The following is an 18,167-nucleotide window of genomic DNA, read 5'->3' as shown; positions in this document are numbered from 1 at the left end:
GATCGTGTGATATATGAGGAAAGCCTCAGCTTCGGCGCAGGTATGAGTCAGCGTCGGCGTGTGGAACCGCGCACGATCAGCTGCGGCGCCGACGTCACGCACACGCGCGGCGCTTTCTGGTGCGCGCCATGCTTGCCCGCTGGCCGCTCGATCAGCTCGCGCAGCAACGACACGGCAAGCTCGGCAGCTTCGACGGTGGGCACCGCGACGGTTGTGAGCGGCGGGCGCGATTGCTGCGCAAGCTGAATATCGGTGATGCCGACCACGGAGAGATCGCGCGGCACGTCGCGCCCGAGATCGGCCGCCGCGTGGATCGTGCCGAGCGCGGGCAGGTCGTTGGTCGCGAAGATGGCGGTCAGTTTCGTGTCGTGCTCCAGCAGATGGCGCGCTGCGGCATAACCGCCCTCCGTCGTATCGGGTGCGTAACGCACGTTTTTCGAGGGCACTTTGAGGCCGGCCTCGCGCATCGCATCGACGAAGCCTTCATAGCGCGATGCGTGAATACCCGAAGGCTTGCTGCCGACAACCGCACCGATGCGCGTGTGCCCAAGCTCGATCAGATGTTTCGCGGCAAGCTGGCCCGCAAGACGGAAATCGACGGCGACGCACGGCAGGCCGGGTGGATCGTCGGGACGTTCCCACATGCACAGCACCACGGGTGCGCCGCGCGCTTCCGTTTTGCGCAGATCGTCGAAGTCGAGATTGGCGTTCATCACCAGCACGCCTTCGGAGAGCGTGCCCGCAATCTGCTCCAGATACGCGCGGCCCGCGTGCGGATCTTCATTGGTGTTGCAGATGATGACGAAGTGGCCGCTGGTGCGCGCCGCGCGCTCGACGGCCAGCGCAAACTCCGGGTAGAACGGGTTCGCGATGCTCGAGACCATCAGCGCAATGGTCGGCGCACGGCCTTCGGCGAGGGCGCGTGCCGCAAGGTGCGGACGGTAGTTGAGCGCTTCGACGGCTTCGAGCACACGCTGACGCGTCTGTTCGCCGACGCGCCCGCGATTGCGCAGCACGTTCGAAACGGTGGCCGACGTGACGCCGGCGCGCCGCGCGACTTCGCTCAAGGTGGACATGTTTCGCAACGCTTATTCAATATGTGGGACTGGCGTTCATCATTTGCATTGGCTACGAAGGCGGGGCACCATGCGCAAAACGACAGAACGAATTATCGGAGACAGCCTTACACGGCCAACAAATGGCCTTCAGAAGGGCCAGCGATCGCAATGCGGTCGTTTTTTCGGCCATTCAGATTAAGCGCTTAATCTCCGCTTCGGGCTGATTAAATCACGGAGTCGAAGCGATGGCGAGCATTTCGTTGAAGGGCGTGCAGAAGGCGTATGGAGACAACGCGCCCGTGATCCGCAACGTCGATCTGGAGATCGGCGAAAACGAGTTTTGTGTGTTCCTCGGCCCGTCGGGCTGCGGCAAGTCCACGTTGCTGCGCATGATCGCGGGTCTTGAAGACGTGACGGACGGCGACCTGTCGATCGGCGGTCGCATCGTCAATGACGTGGCCGCAGCCGAACGCGGCGTCGCGATGGTGTTCCAGAGCTACGCGCTGTTTCCGCACATGAGCGTCTACGAGAACATGGCCTTCGGCCTCAAGCTCGCGAAGAAGCCGAAGGCGGAAATCGACAGCAAGGTGAAGGAAGCGGCACGGATCCTGCAACTTGAAGCGCTGCTCGACCGCAAGCCGCGCGCATTGTCGGGTGGGCAGCGCCAGCGTGTCGCGATTGGCCGCGCGATCGTGCGCGAGCCAGGCGTGTTTCTGTTCGACGAGCCCTTATCCAATCTCGACGCGACGTTGCGCGGCCAGACGCGAATCGAAATCGCGCGTCTGCACAAACAGTTCGCAACCGCGAGCGTCGTCTACGTGACGCACGATCAGACAGAAGCGATGACGCTCGCCGACAAGATCGTGCTGCTGCATTCGGGCAAGGATACGGAGCGCTACGGCAGCATTGCGCAGATCGGTGCGCCGCTGGAGTTGTATCACCGGCCCAACAGCCGCTTCGTCGCGGGCTTCATCGGCTCGCCGCGCATGAACTTCCTGCCTGGCAGAGTCACGGCGATCGACGCGCAAGGCGTCGACGTCACGCTCGACCACACCAACGAAACGCTGCGCGTCGAAGTCGACGGCAGCACCTTGCAAGGCGGGCAGCCCGTGACGCTCGGCGTACGCCCGGAACATCTCGAACTCGTCACGGACGATGCATCACGACGTGATGCAACGCTCGCGCGCACCATTTCGCTGATCGAGCATCTTGGCGAGCATAGCTACGTGCATCTGGAGCAGCCAGGCGGCGCCGTGCTGATCGCGAAGGTGCCGGGCAACGCCCGCGTCGAACAGGGCGAGCGCGTGGTATTCGCCGCGCCCGCCCGTGCCTGCCATCTTTTCACTGAAGACGGATTCGCCGTGAAGGCGCTCAACTCCGTCGAACACTACGCATAAATAAGGGACATGCGCATGCGCCTTGGAGTCTGTTACTACCCGGAGCACTGGCCGGAATCGATGTGGAAAGACGACGCGCGCCGTATGAAGGCGCTCGGCATCGAGCAGGTGCGAATCGCGGAATTTGCATGGAGCCGTATCGAGCCGTCGCCGGGCGAATACGATTGGGGCTGGCTTGATCGCGCGATCGACGTGCTCGGCGACGCGGGTTTGCAGGTCGTCATGTGCACGCCGACGGCGACGCCGCCGAAGTGGCTGATCGACCGTCATCCCGACATTCTGCCCGTGGGCGCGGATGGACGTCCGCGCGCATTCGGCTCGCGCCGTCATTACGATTTCTCGTCGCCGTCGTATTTCGAAGCGTCGCGCAAGATCTGCACGGCGGTCGCGGAGCGTTACGGCAAGCATCCTGCCGTCGCTTACTGGCAGACAGATAACGAATTCGGCTGCCACAACACGGTGGTCAGCTATTCGCTCGCTGCCGTCGCGCGGTTTCGCGTGTGGCTCAAGGAGCGTTATCAGAACGTCGACGCATTGAACCGCGCGTGGGGCACCGTGTTCTGGAGCATGGAGTACCGCAGTTTCGACGAAATCGATGCGCCCGTTGCCACCGTCACGGAAGCGCATCCGTCGCATCGGCTCGATTACCGGCGGTTCGCGTCGGATGAAGTCGTGCGCTATAACCGCATGCAGGTCGAGATCATCCGTGCGCATTCGCCGGGCCGGCCTGTTGCGCACAACTTCATGCAACTGTTCACCGAGTTCGATCACTACAAGGTCGCGCGCGATCTCGACGTGGCCACGTGGGACAGCTATCCGCTCGGCGCGCTCGAAGAGCAGTGGTACGCGCCGGAGATCAAGGCGAAGTTCCTGCGGACCGGGCATCCCGACTTTGCTTCGTTCAACCATGACGTGTATCGCGGTATGTCGAAGCTGCCGTTCTGGGTGATGGAGCAGCAACCGGGTCCCGTGAACTGGGCGCACTGGAATCCCGCGCCGCTGCCGGGCATGGTGCGTCTGTGGAGCTGGGAAGCGTTCGCGCACGGCGCGGGCTGCGTGTCGTACTTCAGATGGCGTCAGGCGCCGTTCGCGCAGGAACAGATGCATGCGGGGCTGAACACGCCCGACAATCGCCTCGACATCGGCGGCAGCGAAGCGGAACAGGTTGCGCACGAGATCGCAAAGGTGTCGGCAGCCGATGCCGACGCGAACGCGAATGTGCGCAGCAAGGTCGCGCTGATCTACGACTACGAAGCCAAGTGGCTCTTTGAAATTCATCCGCAGGGCGCGGACTTTCATTACCCGCGCTTCGCGTTCGAGTACTACTCAGCGCTGCGCTCGCTCGGCTTCGACGTCGATGTGATTCCCGCCGATGCGCCGCTCGACGGCTACGCGATGATCGTCGTGCCGCCGTTGCCCGTCGTGCCTGGCGACTTCGCGGTGCGGCTCGCCGCATCGGGCGCGCAGATCGTGCTCGGTCCGCGCACCGGCTCGAAGACGCCTGATCTGCAGATTCCCGCGAACCTGCCGCCGGGCGCGCTCGCATCATTGCTGCCCATCCGCGTATGGCGCGTCGAATCGATGCGGCCGAACGTGACTGAGCCGGTGCACGTCAATGGCGCGGGCGATGGACTGCGCGAAGGTCAGGCGCGCCACTGGCGCGATCTGATCGATGCCGCCGACGAACGCAGCTTCGGTGTGCGCGCGCGTTTTGCCGACGGTCATCCCGCGTATGTGCAGCACGGTTCCGTGCATTACTTCGCGAGCCTGTTCGACGATCGCCTGACGGAGTCGCTGTTTGCTCGCATCGCGACGGAAGCGGGTCTCACGCCGACGCCGTTGGGCGACAGCGTGCGTATCAGCCGGCGCGGCAAGCTTACGTATGTTTTCAACTATACGAATGCGCGACACGTGATCGAAGGTATCGATGCATCGCGTTTCGTGATCGGTGCGCATGAAGTCGAGCCGCAAGGCGTCGCGGCTTATCGTACTGAATGTACGGAATAACTTCGCAACGTAGCAGTGATCCCAGCAGGTTAGAACCAGGACACAAGGAGACAGGAAGATGACAGCAAGAAAATTCAACGCACGCACCGCAATTGCAGCGGCCGCCCTCGCAGTCGCCGCAGCCGTTTCGCCGTTCGCGGCGACGACGGCGGAAGCGGGCACGATGACGATCAACATCGCGTTCAAAGGCGCAAGCCAGCGCGCGGTGTGGCAATCGGTGATCGACGACTTCAAGAAGGCGCATCCCGACATCGACGTGAAGGCGTCGTTCGTCGATGAGGAAGCGTACAAGGTGCAGTTGCCGGGCTGGCTGTCGACGGTCGCGCCCGATGTGGTCAACTGGCACAACGGCGAGCGCATGGCGTACTACGCGCGGCGCGGTCTGTTTGAAGACCTGAGCGGTGACTGGAAGAAGAACGGCTGGGACAGCATGTATGCATCGACGAAGGAATCGTCGACGTACAACGGCAAGCAGTACGCGGCGCCGACCGTGTACTACTCGTGGGGCCTGTTCTATCGCAAGGACCTGTTCCAGAAGGCGGGGATCGCATCCGAGCCGAAGACGTGGGACCAGTTGATGGACGCCTGCAAGAAGCTGAAGGCGGCGGGCATTACGCCGTTTGCAGTGGGCGGCCGCGATGCATGGACGCTTGCGGGCTGGTTCGATTATCTCGACCTGCGCATCAACGGCAACGCGTTCCACCAGAAGCTGATGGCGGGCGAAGTGCCGTACACCGATCCGCGTGTGAAGAAGGTCTACACGACGTGGAAGCAGTTGCTCGACGACAAGGACTTTATCGACAACTCGCTCTCGTACGATCTGGATGCGGCGCAACCGTTCCTGTTCCAGGGCAAGGCCGCGATGATGCTGATGGGCACGTTCATCACGGGCGGTTTCCCGCCGAACGTGAAGCCGAACATGAGCTACTTCCAGTTCCCGATCATCGATTCGAACGTGCCGACAGCGGAAGATGGTCCCGTCGAATCGCTGCATATTCCGGCCAAGGCCAAGAACAAGGCTGACGCGCACACGTTCCTCGCGTTCGTCGAGACGCCGGAGCAGGGCGCTAAGCTCGCGACGGGTCTTGGCTCGCTGTCGGCGAACAGCAAGTCGCCTGAGCCGGAAGATCCCATTTCGAAGATTGGCTTCCAGATTCTGTCGAACACGAAGGGCGGCATTGCGCAGTTCTACGATCGCGACATGACGAAGGAAATGGCCGACGAAGGGATGAAGGGCATGCAGCAGTTCATCGCTGATCCGACGAAGATCGATGTGATCCTTGCGCAGCTCGAGCAGACGCGCAAGCGCATCTACAAGAAGTAAGGATGTAAGGCAGTGGCGCCGGACGTGCATCGATATGCGCGTCCGGCGCGAAGCAGCAATTTCGTTGCATGGAGAATCGTCGTGTCGCACTCCGTTACACGTCAGGACATCAATGGCACGCCGCCGTCGCAGCCGCAGGCGTCGCCAGCGCCGAGAGCCACGCGCAAGAAGCGTGGACCGTCGCCCACCGCGCGGCGGCAGCGCAAGGCCGCGCTGCTGTTTCTCGCACCCGCGTGCTTCATGGTCGCGGTGTATGTGGTCTGGCCGATCCTGTCGTCGATCTGGCTCAGCTTCTACAACTGGGATGGCATGACCGACAAGGTCTTTGTCGGTCTCGCGAACTACATCGAACTGTTTCAGGCGCCGACTTTCTACACCGCGCTGAAGAACAACCTCATCTGGCTCGTGCTGTTCCTGCTCGCGCCGCCGATGGGGCTCGCCGTCGCGCTCTATCTGAACCAGGCGGTGGCGGGCATACGCGTCGTGAAGTCGCTGTTCTTTGCGCCGTTCGTGTTGTCGGGCGTCGTGGTCGGGTTGATCTTCTCTTGGTTCTACGATCCGACCTTTGGCCTCTTTGCCGTGATACTCGGCCACGGCGTGCCCGTTCTCGGCGACGCGCACTATGCGACGTTCGGCATCATCTTCGCCGCGCTATGGCCGCAGACCGCGTATTGCATGATTCTTTATCTGACGGGTCTGACATCGCTGAACAGCGAGCAGATCGAAGCCGCGCGCATGGAAGGCGCGAAGGGCTGGTCGATGCTGTGGCATGTGGTGCTGCCGCAGTTGCGGCCTGTCACCTTCATGGCCATCGTCGTCACGATAATTGGCGCACTGCGCAGCTTCGACCTGATTTCGGTGATGACGGGCGGCGGGCCATTCGAAAGCTCGACCGTGCTCGCTTATTACATGTACGACCAGGCGATCAAGTATTACCGCATCGGCTATTCGGCATCTATCGCCGTGGTGCTGTTCGCGATCATGCTCGTGTACATCGTCTATCACCTGCGCCGCATGCTGCGCAACGAACAGTAAGGAGCAGACGATATGTACCCGATGCCCGTTGCCAAATGGAAGCCGTTCAACCGGCGGCTGTACAAGCTGACGTTGCCGGTTGCGCTATTGATCTGGCTATTGCCGATGATCGCCGTGCTCGTCACGTCGGTGCGCTCGACGGAAGAACTGAGCGAAGGTAACTACTGGGGCTGGCCGAAGCACATCACGCTCATCGACAACTACCGCGAAGCGCTCACCACGTCGCCGATGCTGCATTACTTCTGGAACAGCGTGCTGATCACGGTGCCTGCCGTGATCGGTTCGATTGCGCTCGCGGCGATGGCGGGCTTCGCACTGGCGATCTACAAGTTTCGCGGCAACACGACGCTCTTCGCGACCTTCGTCGCGGGCAACTTCGTGCCGGTCCAGATCCTGATGATTCCCGTGCGCGATCTGTCGCTGAGCCTTGGTGTGTTCAATACGCTCGGCGCGCTGATTCTCTTTCACGTGTCGTTTCAGACGGGGTTTTGCGCGCTCTTTCTGCGCAACTTCATCAAGCAGTTGCCGTATGAACTGGTCGAGGCGGCGCGTATCGAAGGTGCGAGCGAGTGGACCGTGTTCTTTCGCATCGTGCTGCCGCTGATTCGCCCCGCGCTTGCTGCGCTCGCCATTCTTGTTTTCACGTTCGTCTGGAACGATTACTTCTGGGCGCTGTGCCTCACGCAAGGCGACGACGCCGCGCCGATCACGGTTGGCGTCGCGGCGCTCAAAGGGCAATGGACGACGGCGTGGAATCTCGTGTCGGCCGGTTCGATTCTGGCGGCACTGCCGTCCGTCGCAATGTTCTTCGCGATGCAGAAGCACTTCGTCGCAGGCCTGACGTTTGGCGCGACCAAAGGGTGATGCGTTTTTTTGCTGTTGTCTCCTGGTAGAAGGTTGCCCGCGCAAGCGGGCTTTTTTCTAGGTGCGACGGTCGCGCTGTTACTGGCCCGGCGGAACAGCGGTATGGACACCCGCGAGCGGCGATCCATAGCCGCCCGACTGCGCATTGTTCGGCGTGCCAGTGACGAGTTGCGCGCGCGGATCGGTGGGATTCAGATTCATTTCGCCCGCCTGCTGGTTGCCGTGCGTCGGATATTCACTGCCGCGCGGCGCGTTGGGCATCAGGCGCGTGCTGTTGACGGGCGCGTTCACGTCGTCGTAAGTGGAAAGCCCTTGCGCATTCGATAGCGCGGCGCCGACAGACAGCGCGAGAGCGGTGGTCAACTGAAGCGAAACGATGATCTTGCGCACGATGCACTCCTTGCTCGAAGAACGGCGCGTCCGTCATGAATTGACGAACTACGACGCGGTCCCCTTTATTCCCTCTTAACTATTGGACATCGTATTCGCGAGTTCAAGGCGTGACGTGCGTGGACAGCGGCGCGTGCGGATTGCGTCGCGCTTTTGAAGCAGTTCTTCGTTCGGCGCGCCTGCCGCTCAGGCTTTCTCGCCCGCAATATCGCCGACCGCGCGCCGCACCGCCCGCAGAATGTCGTTCGCGAGTTCCGGCTGCGCCTTCAACACTGCGCGCGACGCCGCGATCGCGCCGATCAGCGTCGACGAAATCGCAATCGCCTTCTCGCGCGGGTCGCCCTTCACCTTGTGGGCGCGCAGGTGCCTTTCGAACACAGCCGTCATCAGTTCGAAGCCTTCGCTGTAGCGCGCGCTGATCGTCTCGTCCTGACGGCCGATCTCGCTCGCCGACGCCGCCATCGCGCAGCCGTTCGCGATGTCGTCGCGTTTTTCTTCCGACAAATAGCTGTCGAGCAGTTCGCTCAGGCTCGGCGCATGGCCATCGGGCGTCCGGGTCATGCGTTCGTGGCCGATCTGCAGACCGTGCGCGAGCGCTTCCGCCGCGAGCGCTTCCTTCGACGGGAAGTGCGCGTAGAGCGCGCCGTGCGTGAGCCCCGCCGCCTTGCCGATTTCGGCGACACCGACGCCGTCGATGCCGTGTGTCCTGAAGAGGCGCGCGGCCGTTTCGACAAGGGTCGCGCGGTTTTGCGCCGCCTTTTCCTTGCTGACTTTCATCGCTTATCCACTTTCCGCAACAAACCGGTGAGAAAAACCGCTTGACACGTATTGATTGCGGTCACTATCATTAATTTAAGATTGCAGTTGCAATTATAAACCAGTTGCTGGCGGATGTCCGCTCCCAACCTCAATTTCTGGAGAAATCCTCATGTCATTCGCAAACAAGACGGCACTCATCACAGGCGGCAACGGCGGCATCGGTTTCGCGGCGGCGCGCATCCTGATCGCGCAAGGCGCGCGCGTGGCGATCACGGGCCGCGACCAGAAGAAACTCGACGAAGCGGCGACCGAACTGGGCCCGAACGCGCTTCCGATCCGCGCGGATCTGGACGATCCCGCAGCCATCGACGACGTGATGAAGGTGATCGCCGACAAGTTCGGCAAGCTCGATATCGTGTTCGCGAATGCGGGCGTGAGCGGTGCGACGCCTGTCGGCAGCACGACGGCCGAGAAGTTCGAAGCGATCATGCGTACCAACGTGACGGCCGTGTTCCTCACCGTGCAGGCTGCCGTGCCGCTGATGGGCGAGGGCGGTTCGATCGTGCTCAACGGCTCGGTGATGCGTCAGCTGGGTGCGCCGGGGTCGTCGGCGTATTCGGCATCGAAGGCGGCGATCTCCGGCATGGCGCGCGTGCTCGCTTCGGAACTCGTTACGCGCGGGATCCGCGTGAACACAGTGATTCCGGGCGGCACCCGCACGTCGATCTGGACGCGCGGCGACCGTGACGGCGCAACACTCGACGCGACGGAAACGGCGCTTTCGCCGATGATCCCGATGGGTCGTTTCGCGCTGGCCGAAGAAGTGGCGCAGGCGGCTGTGTTCCTCGCATCGGATGCGGCGTCGGGGATGACGGCGGCGGAGATCGTCGTTGATGGCGGCAATACGGGAGCGCCGATGGGCGCGCCGGCGTTCCGCCGTTAAGCGGGTTAGCGGCTTTAACGGTTTCGAAGGCTTCAACGAAAAAGGGCGATGCACAGCGGTGCATCGCCCTTTGTTGCATTCGATGAGCGCGACGCGTCAGAACATCCCGGCGACTATAGCCGCGACGATCGACCCGAGCACCAGCACCGCACCGATCGTGCGGCGTTTGTTCAACTGCGTCCACAGCAAGACGCCTGTCAGCGACAGCAAGATCACGCCGCCCGCGAACGTGTCGATCACCAGCACCCAGCCGACGCTCAGGCCCACGCCCTTGTGCAGATTCGTCAGCGCGGCGAGGAAGGTGTTGGCGCTGCGCTTGACGGTCACATAGTCGTTGCCGACCCAGTACTCCGCCTGCGTGTTCTCGCCAGGCGACGCGAAGCTCACCTGCCAATGTTCCGGCTGAACCGCCTTGCGATCACCCCATGCGACGGGATGCGACGGCTCCTTCTGCACGCGGCCCGGCTTGCCTTGCACCTTCAGCTCCTGCTTGAGCCACTTGGCGAGATCGCGCGGCGATTCGGGCGCGGGCTGCGGCAGCTTCACCTGCAGCGACTCGACCTGCGGCTCGCCCGTTGATACGCGCAGTGGGCCGCCGCGATGGTTCAGCAAAAAGCCGCTCGTACCCATCAGAAGACCGAGCGCCGCGCCCCACAGGCCGATCCAGCTATGCACCTTGCGCAGCCAGCGGATAAACGTGATGCGGCGCGACCCGGCGGGCGGCGCGCCATTGCGTTGATCTTTCTTCTGGCTGTTGATGCGCGTGGCGGATTCGATGGTCACGGTTTCGGGTGTATTCACGGGGCGCTCCGGGGCAACACAGAATGCGGTCAGGACTGAGCTCAACCGTTATCGAAGGGCGCACGCCGATAGCAAGCCAGGAAGGCTCGCGAGGAGTGGAGTACTTCGAGACGGGATGCCACCGCGGTAGAGCGATGGCAGTGGCTGGCTGGCCGCGTTGCCCAGATATGCAGGAAAGGGGCGCCGCAGTGGGCTGGCTATGCGATCAGAAAGGCATCGATGATATCACCGGAACTCGCCTGAAGGCCCGACATTCATGGCGGGGAGGTAGAGCGCGTCGTGCGAAGCACGACTTCAAGCGGGCTTGACTTGCGGCTGAGGCGTGATACTGTATGAATATACAGTTATTGGTTGTCTGATCCACCACATGGCTCGCAGCGTCGTTCCGGTTCGAGTACTCCGACTGCGCATCAAGGACAAGCACGCTCCGGACTTGTCCTTGATGGCGCGGGAGGTGAACTTCGTCTGGAACTACTGCAACGAGTTGTCGCTCAAGATCTTCCTGCGTGAGCGCCGGTTCGCCTCAGGAATCGAATTGCAGCGCTACCTGAACGGTGCATCGAAAGAAGGCCTTGGCATCGGTTCGGCAGTTTTCCAGCAGATCGCCGAGGAGTACGCTACGCGCCGTAAGCAGCACCGCAAGGTCAAACTGCGCTGGCGCAAGAGCGGCGGTGCCCGACGTTCGCTGGGCTGGATACCCTTCAAGGCCCGCTCGGTCGTCTGGCGTAACGGACAGGTGCGCTTCCAGGGCCTGCATTTGGGCGTCTGGGATAGCTATGGTCTGGCGGGATATGAACTGGGCGCCGGAACCATCAGCGAAGATAGCCGTGGACGCTGGTATATGAACGTGAGCGTCAAGGCGAAGCCGGCACAACGCAGCGAATCGAAGCGGCAGCTGGGCATCGATCTGGGTCTGAAGACTTTCGCCGGCTTCTCGGACGAACAGCTTCCGAACGTTGAGGCACAGCGTTTCTATCGCGATCTGGAGCCGGCGCTGGCAACCGCGCAGCGTGCCCGCAAGAAGCGCCGTGTGAAGGCGATCCATGCGAGGATCGCGAATCGCAGGAAGGACTTTCTGCATCAACTGAGTACCCGACTCGTTCGCGAGTACGGTGCCATCTTTGTCGGCAACGTGAACGCTCAGGCCCTCGCGCGAGCCCGGCACGGCAAGTCCGTGCTCGACGCGGGTTGGTCGTCGTTCCGAACCATGCTGCAGTACAAGTGCGCTGACGCAGGCGTATGGTTCGATGAGGTCGATGAAGCGTTTTCTTCCCAAACCTGTTCGTGCTGTGGTTCTCGCACGGGGCCGAAAGGTGTCGCAGGGCTTGGAATAAGAGAATGGACGTGCGGCGCGTGCGATCGAACGCATGATCGTGATCGCAATGCTGCCCGAAACATTCTCGCGGTCGGACGTGACCGTCTCGCTGGAGGAATCCCCGCCCTTTCCGCGCATAGCGCGGCAGCCGTAGGCTGAAGGCGGGGAGGACGTCAAGGCGTAATGAATGCCGCAATCGCCGGGCGCGATACACAACACCGCCAATGTTTCGACACGCAAGTCGCGCTAAGGGTGCGCCCCGCGAGCCGCCGCTAGCGCACGCCGAGCCGGTAGACGGTCGTGTGCCGGTAGCGCTCGCCGGGGCGCAGGACGACTTGCTCGGCGTCGGACATGTTGACCTGGTTCGGAAACGCTCCCGTTTCGAGGCACAACGCCGCGTGCTTGCCGTATGTCTTGCCGTTGCGTCCGTCGACGCCCGCGAGAAAGTTGCCCGTGTAGAACTGCATGCCTTTCGCGTCCGTCGATACCGTCAGCTCACGCCCGCTGGCGGGATCGTAGAGCGTAGCGGCCGTGCGCGTCGCAGCGGCGCCGTCACGCAGCACGTAGCAATGATCGAAGCCGCCTGCGCGCGCGAGTTGCGCATCCGGCCAGTCGAGGCGCGCGCCAATCGGCGCGCCCGCGCGAAAGTCGAACACGCTGCCTGCCACGTCTTTTCTTTCGATGGGAATCATCGCGTCATCGACGGCGAAGAAGGCGTCCGCATCGATCGCGATCACATGGCCGCGAATATCGGGCGCATCGGCGAGCGCGTCGCCGGACAGATTGAAGTACGCGTGATTCGTGAGGCTGATGGGCGTGGGCGCATCGGCGGTTGCGTCGTAGTCGATCGTGAGCGCGCCGTCGTCGTCGAGCGCATAGCGCACGGTTGCCGCGACCGCGCCGGGAAAGCCAGCGTCGCCTTCGGGCGATTCGTGCGACAGCACCAGCGCGCCATCCACTTCGCGCGCATGCCACAGCGCCTTGTGGAATCCGTTGATACCGCCGTGCAGCAGGTTGTCGCCGTCATTGCGGTCAAGCTGATAGACGACCCCGTCGAGCGTAAAGCGCGCCTGCGCAATACGGTTCGCCCAGCGGCCGATAGTCGAGCCGAAGAACCAGCGGCTCGCCAGATAGTCGGCGGGTGTTTCATGACCGAGCAGGACATCGGCGACGCGGCCCGCGCGATCGGGCGCATGCCACGAGACGAGCGTCGCGCCGAGATCGCTGATGGCGGCACGCATGCCGTGCGCGTTGCGCAGTGTGAACAGACGAATGTCGCCGAGACCGGGCAACGTGCCCCAGCGATCGACCTGGACGCTGGATGAGAGAGGGGTATCGGTGCTGTGCATGTCGGCGAAATTCATGTCGGTCGCGGATCAAACCAGATTAAGGCATTTATGCGGATGGCGCATTGTGAGTCGATTGCGCGGCTTGCATGCGTTCCTGATACTCGCGCGGCGTGCAATCGAGTTCGCGCCGGAACACGGCGTACATGTACTGCAACGAAGTGAAGCCGCAGCGGATTGCAACTTCCGCGCTCGACATGTCCTGCTGCGTGAGCAGCTGCTTGGCGACATCGAGTTTGTGCTTGAGGATTTCCTGATGCACGGTGCAGCCGAGTTCGCGCCGGAAATAATCTTCGAGCGACGAACGCGACACGCCCACGTAATCGGCGACCTGTTCCGTCTTGATGCCCTGGCAGGCGTATTGCCGGATGTAGTGACGCGCGCGCATCACGTAAGGGCTCGCGAGCGGCTCGTGCTTGGTCGATTCGCATACGTTGATGCCGACGGGCGGCACGAGGATGCGACGGCCTGCGAAGCGTGCTCCGCCCAGCATCTGATGCAGAAGGTGCGCGGCTGTGCGGCCCATTTCCTCGGTGCCCTGAATCACTGATGAAAGCGGAATGCGGGTGAGCGAGCGCGTTAGCGGATCGTTGTCGATGCCGATGATTGCCACCTGCTCGGGCACGGGGATGCCGCTGATCAGGCATGCCTGTAGTACTTGACGCGCGCGGGCGTCCGTTACCGCGATGATGCCGACGGGCTTCGGCAGGCTTTGCAGCCATTGCGTGAGTTGCACGCTGGCCTGGTGCCAGACGGGGGCGCTGGTCGGTAGGCCGCGGTGCACGTCGCCCTCCATTCCATCTGCTTGCAGCAGCGTGTTGAATGCGAGTTCGCGTTCTTGCGCCCAGCGGTTGGTCGGGGATTCGGGCAGGCTGTAGAGGGCGAAGCGTTGCAGGCCGGCACCGATCAGATGTTTATACGCGAGCGACATGAGTTGCATGTTGTCGGTCGCTATGTAGGGCAGATTCGGTGGGTACTTCGATGCGTCTTCGTATGAGCCGCCTACGGCGACAACGGGTAAAGGAGAGTCGGCGAGCGCTTCAGAGACTGCTGGGTCATCAAAGTCAGCGATGAAGCCGTCGCCTTCGAAGCGTTCTATGCCATTCAGGCGTGCGCGGAAGTCTTCCTCCAGGAAGAGGTCCCAGGCGACTCGCGTTGAAAGCAGGTAGTTGCCGATGCCTGTGATGATTTCTCTGTCGTAGACTTTGTTTGCATTGAAGAGCAGTGCAATTCGGTGCGTTCGCTGGGGCATTTGCTCTCCGAGCAGTGAGGGTTGCTTTTGCCTTTTCGCTGGCATCCGCGCTACGGTGTTTGCTGTTCAAGCGTCGCCCCTGTGCGGGGCGGCACCTACTTTTCTTTGCCGCCGCCGCCGCAAAGAAAAGTAGGCAAAAGAAAGCGGCTCACACCGCCAACATTTCTTCCTGCCTGAGGGCCCCCAAACGGTCCCACGCTTCACACGGCAACGCACTCGTTCACGCACGTTGCTAACGCTCCGAACAGACGCATCACCCGCTTCAAGCTCTCATACACAGGCTAGCGGCAGCGAATGGTCTCTGCCGCCCAGGTGGCAAACTGTGTGTAGGCCGTAGCACCATACACGTCTCACTTCGGACGCGAACACACGACGTGCCTCCATGTAAGAGCGCTATCGTGTACGCCGCGACAACCTACACACAGTTTGCCGCTATAGAACCGAAAACATTCGACAACATTAACCCATAGTGCGGGCGTTTGGAGTGGGTGATGCGTTTATTCGAAGCGTTGGCAACGAGCATGAGTCATGTCGTTGCCGCGTGAAGCGTGGGACCGGTTGGGGACCCTCAGGCAAACACAAGATCTCGCGGTGTTAGCCGCTTTCTTTTGCCTACTTGTATATTCCCCTCCGTGGCACCGACCCGATCAGTTGTCGCCACACGGACAGTCAGCTCGTCTGCCTATAGTGCCTTGAGCTCGCAGAAAAGCCTGAGCGACTGTCCTTCTCATCGTCTTAACCCGAACAGTTGACTGAGCCTCGAGCTCGTATTTTCCTGCAAGTATGGGTACCGTGATGAACCAGACTTCTTCGTCCCTTTATATCGGCATCGACGTCAGCGGTAGCACGCTCGACGTTGCCATCCACGACACGACCGAACATTTCAGTGTCGACAATGAAACCGCCGCCATCGAACAGTTGGTCCAGCGTCTGATCGCGCTGGGTCCCACCCTGATCGTCATGGAGGCCACCGGCAAGCTCGAACTCGCCGTGCTCAGGGCGCTCTGCCAGGCCGGCCTGCCCGCTGTCGCGGTTAATCCCCGACAGGTGCGCGACTTTGCCAGAGCCACCGGCAAACGGGCGAAGACCGACCGCATCGACGCGTTCGTCATCGCCCATTTCGCCGCCGTCATCAAACCCGTCGTGCGCCCGCTCAACGATGTGCAGACCGAGCAGCTGCAAGCCCTGCTGCTGCGCCGTGCCCAGCTCATCGACATGCTCGTGGCCGAAAAAGCCCGCCTGGAGCGCGCTCATGCCGCGGCTAAGGAAAGCCTGAATGACCATATCAAATGGCTCAAACAGCAGCTCACCGTCGCCGACAGGGACATCGATTCGTTCCTGCGCGCTTCGCCCGCGTGGCGTCAGAAGGAGGACCTGCTGCGCTCGGTGCCCGGCATCGGTCCCGGCGCCGCGGCCACACTGATCGCGTTCATGCCACAACTCGGTTCATTGAACCGCCGCGAGATCGCCGCGCTGACCGGTGTTGCTCCGTTCAATTCCGATAGCGGCAAGCACACCGGCAAGCGTCGCATTCAGGGCGGTCGTGCCATCGTGCGGCGCGCGCTTTATATGGCTTGCATCCCCGCGCTGCGCTTCAATCCGACCATCAGGGCCTTCTACGACCGTCTGCGTCAGGCCGGCAAACCCTTCAAGGTGGCCATGACCGCGTGCATTCGCAAGCTCATCGTGACGCTCAACGCCATGGTCCATAACTCAACACCCTGGAACCCATCGACGAACTAACCGGCGGTATAGCTTTGCCTGGATGCTGTGCCTGAACGCGATCACTCGCGTGGTTTGCGCTCGCCTGTACGGAACCGGCAACCACATTGAGAATCCAGCACCCCGGAACAGCCTCCCGCTTGACTTCCAATACGGTTGCTTTTCTTTGCGGCGGCAAAGAAAAGTAGGTGCCGCCCCGCACAGGGGCGACGCATGAACGGCAAACACCGTCACGCGGATGCCAGCGAAAAGGCAAATGCACAGGGGCGACGCTTGAAGCACGAAGGCAAAACACGGATGCCAGTAAAAACCCTGGCAAACCAAACCAAAAACTAAGCCAACCCCACCGCGCCAATTCTATGCGCCCCCATCCCCCTGCGCCAGCAACTACCAAGAATCACCAGCCCCGCTGGCGAATTTCGCAATTGCTCCGCAAACCCGTAAGCATCAGCATGACGTCACATCAAGCAGCTTAGCTGCACCAACTCATCAGGAGACGCGCATGTCCTACTTCGAACATTTGCCCGCCGTGCGCTACGAGGGCCTGCACACGGAAAATCCGTTCGCCTATCGCCACTACGACAAGGACAAACTGGTGCTCGGCAAGCGAATGGAAGACCATCTGCGCCTGGCCGTCTGCTACTGGCACACGTTCGTATGGCCGGGCGCTGACATGTTCGGACCAGGCACGTTCGAGCGTCCATGGCATCGCTCGGGTGATGCGCTAGAAAAGGCGCATGCCAAGGCCGATCACGCGTTCGAACTGTTCCAGAAACTCGGCACCCCGTTCTACACATTCCATGATGCCGACGTAGCGCCCGAAGGCGACAGCATCAAAAGCTACGTGAACAACTTCAAGACGATGACGGACGTGCTCGCGCGCAAGCAGGAGCAGACGGGCGTCAAGCTGCTGTGGGGCACAGCGAACCTCTTCTCGCATCCACGTTATGCGGCAGGCGCAGCAACCAACCCGAATCCCGATGTGTTTGCGTTTGCCGCAACCCAGGTATTGAACGCACTGGAAGCAACGCAGCGCCTGAACGGCGAGAACTACGTGTTGTGGGGCGGCCGCGAAGGCTACGAAACCCTGCTCAACACAGACCTGAAACGCGAGCGCGAGCAGCTCGGCCGCTTCATGAGCATGGTCGTCGAGCACAAGCACAAGTTGGGCTTCAAGGGCGCACTGCTAATCGAGCCGAAACCGCAAGAGCCGACCAAGCATCAATACGACTACGACGTCGCGACGGTGCACGGCTTTCTCACGCAATTCGGCTTGCAGGACGAAATCCGCGTGAACATCGAAGCGAATCACGCAACGCTCGCGGGCCATTCGTTCCATCACGAAATCGCCAATGCATTCGCGCTCGGCATTTTCGGCAGCATCGACGCAAATCGCGGCGACGCGCAAAACGGCTGGGACACAGACCAGTTCCCAAATAGTGTCGAAGAACTTACGCTCGCGCTCTACGAGATCCTGCGCAACGGCGGCTTTGAGACGGGCGGGATGAACTTCGATGCAAAGGTCCGCCGCCAGAGTATCGATCCCGAAGACCTGGTGCACGGCCATATCGGCGCAATCGACGTGATCGCCGTCGCGCTTGAGCGTGCCGCTCATCTCGTCGAGAACGACCGCCTGGGCGCGTTCAAGCAGCAGCGCTATGCGGGATGGGACAGCGATTTCGGCCGTAAGGTGCTGGCGGGCGGTTATTCGCTCGAATCGCTGGCAAGCGATGCAGTGCAGCGAAACATCGCGCCGCATCATGTCAGCGGACAGCAAGAGCGTCTGGAGAACATCGTCAATCAGGCAATCTACTCAGCAGCTAAATAGGTAATGCAAAGGCACGAAAAAACGTTAGCAGCGCCGGTAGATTTCGCAATTGCTCCGCCGGCGCGCACGGCACACGCTGTCGTGCGAACAAAAATGGGGCGGCTTTCAAAATTGACGCTCGCGAAC

The 18,167-nt window shown here is 61.7% G+C and carries 16 protein-coding genes; 10 read left to right on the top strand and 6 right to left on the bottom strand.

Annotated elements, in window-relative coordinates; genetic code table 11:
- Positions 1–47: 47 nt before the first annotated feature.
- Complete coding sequence (locus C2L64_RS14320) at positions 48–1,076, bottom strand: LacI family DNA-binding transcriptional regulator (protein WP_090838313.1); 1,029 nt, start codon at positions 1,074–1,076, stop codon at positions 48–50.
- Positions 1,077–1,303: 227 nt separating this feature from the next.
- Here C2L64_RS14320 and C2L64_RS14315 point away from each other — a divergent pair, with 227 nt between their 5' ends.
- The 5 genes from C2L64_RS14315 to C2L64_RS14295 all read left to right on the top strand — a co-directional run bounded on the left by C2L64_RS14315 (position 1,304) and on the right by C2L64_RS14295 (position 7,685).
- The gene (locus C2L64_RS14315; RefSeq protein WP_007737741.1) at positions 1,304–2,455 is read left to right on the top strand and encodes an ABC transporter ATP-binding protein; all 1,152 of its coding nucleotides are present in this window, start codon (positions 1,304–1,306) and stop codon (positions 2,453–2,455) included.
- A 15-nt stretch (positions 2,456–2,470) separates the two neighbouring features.
- Complete coding sequence (locus tag C2L64_RS14310) at positions 2,471–4,462, top strand: beta-galactosidase (RefSeq protein ID WP_090838330.1); 1,992 nt, start codon at positions 2,471–2,473, stop codon at positions 4,460–4,462.
- 58 nt (positions 4,463–4,520) lie between these two features.
- Positions 4,521–5,786: an ABC transporter substrate-binding protein gene (locus tag C2L64_RS14305; RefSeq protein WP_079486743.1), complete on the top strand. Its 1,266-nt coding sequence runs from the start codon at positions 4,521–4,523 to the stop codon at positions 5,784–5,786.
- 81 nt (positions 5,787–5,867) lie between these two features.
- Positions 5,868–6,821 carry a carbohydrate ABC transporter permease gene (locus C2L64_RS14300; protein WP_007737738.1) on the top strand — a complete coding sequence of 318 codons (954 nt, stop codon included), beginning with the start codon at positions 5,868–5,870 and terminating at the stop codon, positions 6,819–6,821.
- Between the two features lie 12 nt (positions 6,822–6,833).
- Positions 6,834–7,685, top strand: coding sequence for a carbohydrate ABC transporter permease (locus C2L64_RS14295; RefSeq protein ID WP_007589119.1), 852 nt, complete (start codon positions 6,834–6,836; stop codon positions 7,683–7,685).
- A gap of 78 nt (positions 7,686–7,763) precedes the next feature.
- Here the strand turns inward: C2L64_RS14295 and C2L64_RS14290 are convergent, their stop codons facing one another.
- Together C2L64_RS14290 and C2L64_RS14285 are read right to left on the bottom strand one after the other, a co-directional pair.
- Complete coding sequence (locus C2L64_RS14290) at positions 7,764–8,066, bottom strand: hypothetical protein (RefSeq protein ID WP_229513477.1); 303 nt, start codon at positions 8,064–8,066, stop codon at positions 7,764–7,766.
- A 195-nt stretch (positions 8,067–8,261) separates the two neighbouring features.
- Positions 8,262–8,852 carry a TetR/AcrR family transcriptional regulator gene (locus C2L64_RS14285; protein ID WP_090838315.1) on the bottom strand — a complete coding sequence of 197 codons (591 nt, stop codon included), beginning with the start codon at positions 8,850–8,852 and terminating at the stop codon, positions 8,262–8,264.
- A 151-nt stretch (positions 8,853–9,003) separates the two neighbouring features.
- Here C2L64_RS14285 and C2L64_RS14280 point away from each other — a divergent pair, with 151 nt between their 5' ends.
- Positions 9,004–9,777, top strand: coding sequence for an SDR family oxidoreductase (locus tag C2L64_RS14280; protein ID WP_090838317.1), 774 nt, complete (start codon positions 9,004–9,006; stop codon positions 9,775–9,777).
- A gap of 96 nt (positions 9,778–9,873) precedes the next feature.
- On the opposite strand, the gene C2L64_RS14275 is transcribed toward C2L64_RS14280, so the two are convergent.
- Entirely contained in the window at positions 9,874–10,536 is a 663-nt protein-coding gene (locus C2L64_RS14275) for a PepSY-associated TM helix domain-containing protein (protein WP_244144587.1), read from the bottom strand.
- 496 nt (positions 10,537–11,032) lie between these two features.
- Between C2L64_RS14275 and C2L64_RS14270 the strand changes: the two genes are divergently transcribed.
- Positions 11,033–12,052: an RNA-guided endonuclease InsQ/TnpB family protein gene (locus C2L64_RS14270; protein WP_244144576.1), complete on the top strand. Its 1,020-nt coding sequence runs from the start codon at positions 11,033–11,035 to the stop codon at positions 12,050–12,052.
- Positions 12,053–12,165: 113 nt separating this feature from the next.
- On the opposite strand, the gene C2L64_RS14265 is transcribed toward C2L64_RS14270, so the two are convergent.
- Positions 12,166–13,257 carry an aldose epimerase family protein gene (locus C2L64_RS14265; protein WP_090838322.1) on the bottom strand — a complete coding sequence of 364 codons (1,092 nt, stop codon included), beginning with the start codon at positions 13,255–13,257 and terminating at the stop codon, positions 12,166–12,168.
- 31 nt (positions 13,258–13,288) lie between these two features.
- Positions 13,289–14,491 (bottom strand): XylR family transcriptional regulator, encoded by a 1,203-nt coding sequence (locus tag C2L64_RS14260; RefSeq protein WP_007737732.1) that lies wholly within the window; start codon positions 14,489–14,491, stop codon positions 13,289–13,291.
- A 795-nt stretch (positions 14,492–15,286) separates the two neighbouring features.
- Here C2L64_RS14260 and C2L64_RS14255 point away from each other — a divergent pair.
- The 3 genes from C2L64_RS14255 to xylA all read left to right on the top strand — a co-directional run bounded on the left by C2L64_RS14255 (position 15,287) and on the right by xylA (position 18,041).
- Positions 15,287–16,234, top strand: coding sequence for an IS110 family RNA-guided transposase (locus tag C2L64_RS14255; protein ID WP_039901856.1), 948 nt, complete (start codon positions 15,287–15,289; stop codon positions 16,232–16,234).
- A gap of 192 nt (positions 16,235–16,426) precedes the next feature.
- Entirely contained in the window at positions 16,427–16,549 is a 123-nt protein-coding gene (locus C2L64_RS55855) for a hypothetical protein (RefSeq protein ID WP_256211627.1), read from the top strand.
- Between the two features lie 166 nt (positions 16,550–16,715).
- The gene (gene xylA / locus C2L64_RS14250; protein ID WP_007736651.1) at positions 16,716–18,041 is read left to right on the top strand and encodes a xylose isomerase; all 1,326 of its coding nucleotides are present in this window, start codon (positions 16,716–16,718) and stop codon (positions 18,039–18,041) included.
- Positions 18,042–18,167 lie beyond the last annotated feature (126 nt).

This window comes from Paraburkholderia hospita (genome assembly GCF_002902965.1).
In the GTDB taxonomy this organism is placed as follows: domain Bacteria; phylum Pseudomonadota; class Gammaproteobacteria; order Burkholderiales; family Burkholderiaceae; genus Paraburkholderia; species Paraburkholderia hospita.
Note: the sequence above shows the minus strand (reverse complement) of the source record. Positions and strands in the feature narration are given on the sequence as shown.